The organism is Burkholderia sp. Bp8963, assembly GCF_003854275.1.
Taxonomy (GTDB): Bacteria; Pseudomonadota; Gammaproteobacteria; order Burkholderiales; family Burkholderiaceae; genus Burkholderia.
On sequence record NZ_QTQP01000142.1, the window covers coordinates 1 to 1,410 of the forward strand.

Consider the following 1,410-nt stretch of genomic DNA (forward strand, 5'->3'; position numbering starts at 1 on the left):
CATGTCGTTATACAGAAGTGTCGGCGTCACCGTCATCGCGTAATAAGCGCATGGTTTCCGCGGCGATATGAACTTTCGTAAGTCCCTTCCAGATGGTCTCCGCGCCGGGTTCGCCGTCGCTCTTGCGGGCGAGGAATCCACCGAGACGCGCGACCAAGCGCAGCACTTCGTTGAGCTTGGGTTGCGCAGATCGAGGCGTTTTCGTAAGCAGGTACGCAGCCCGAATTTCATCGGGATCGAAGAACAGACGGGCGTCCAAATCAGGACAGGTGCGTCCCAGCCGCATCAGATAGGTCACGCGCCAAGCCACCACAAGGAACAGCGCCAACGCGCGCTCAAGTCGCTCAATCGTGCCCAGTTGCAGTTCTTCGACCTGACAGCCGTTCTTCAGAACGTTAAACAGGATTTCGATTTCCCATCTGGCCCGATACCACTCGATCAATTCGGTCGCTTCATCCAGCGTGGTCGCCGTACGGTTAGTCAGCAAGCGCCATTCGATCGGCTTCGCTCCGGCTGGCGCGTCAAACTCGCGCGCGACCAAGCACGTTGCAGCGACGCTTTTGCCTTTGCTCGCGGGCAACTGCACGCGCCGCAGCCACAGGCGCTGGCGCACCGTGCGCGCTTTCACACCTTGGCGCGCGGCCATCGGGAAGGCGATTTCGCCCACCGCTTCGTCGTGCGTGGCGTACTCCCACAACTTATCGCCTTCGGGCAGGCTGCGGTTATGCGCGGCACGTACCAGCCAGTCGGCCGGGTTGCCCAACGCGTCGGCGCGCTCCATCAACGCCATCAAATCCGCTTCGCGGTCGGCCACATACACCAGACGAGTCGAGGACATATCCGGCGCCATCTCGGCGATGCGCTCGTAGCCTTCGATCCAACGCAAACTTTCCTTTGGGCCACCACGTCGGCCCGAGTCGTCCTTCTTCTCGCGGGCCCACATCCAGGCGTCCAGGATGCCCAACGGCTCGCGCTGCGGCGTCACCGCATAGGTCGGGTGAACAAACATCCCGCGCTGCGCCTCATACGTCAGCGGCCCCAATCCGAGCGCATCCTGACCATTGAAATCAAGCTCGGTGGTGTCTTGAAGACAGAGCACGACCTGATGCGTTTGCATCCGCTTTTGCGTCTGCTGCCAATGCGGCTCCAGAATCGCATGCCACTGGACCTTCTCGTTATCGAAGAAGCGGTACGCCGCTATCGTTTCGCCCCAACCGTGACATGCCTGCGGCACGCTGGCCGTCGGGTCCGCCGCCATCCTTTCCATCAAAAGCCTCGCTCGCTTGTTCAGGCGCGCGTCGCCAAGGTCCAGTTGCTCGAATTCCGTTTGTGTCCAGGGCGTCGATTCCGTGACCAAGGCGTCCGCTCAAAAGCGGAGAGTAAACGCGAAACGCCGACAGTTTACAAGCG

1 protein-coding gene is annotated in these 1,410 nt (G+C 61.0%); it reads right to left on the bottom strand.

Annotation, left to right across the window (positions count from 1 at the left end; genetic code table 11):
* Nucleotides 1-7 precede the first annotated feature (7 nt).
* The gene (locus tag DID96_RS37685) at nt 8-1,357 is read right to left on the bottom strand and encodes an IS4 family transposase (protein WP_124604381.1); all 1,350 of its coding nucleotides are present in this window, start codon (nt 1,355-1,357) and stop codon (nt 8-10) included.
* Between the last annotated feature and the right edge of the window lie 53 nt (nt 1,358-1,410).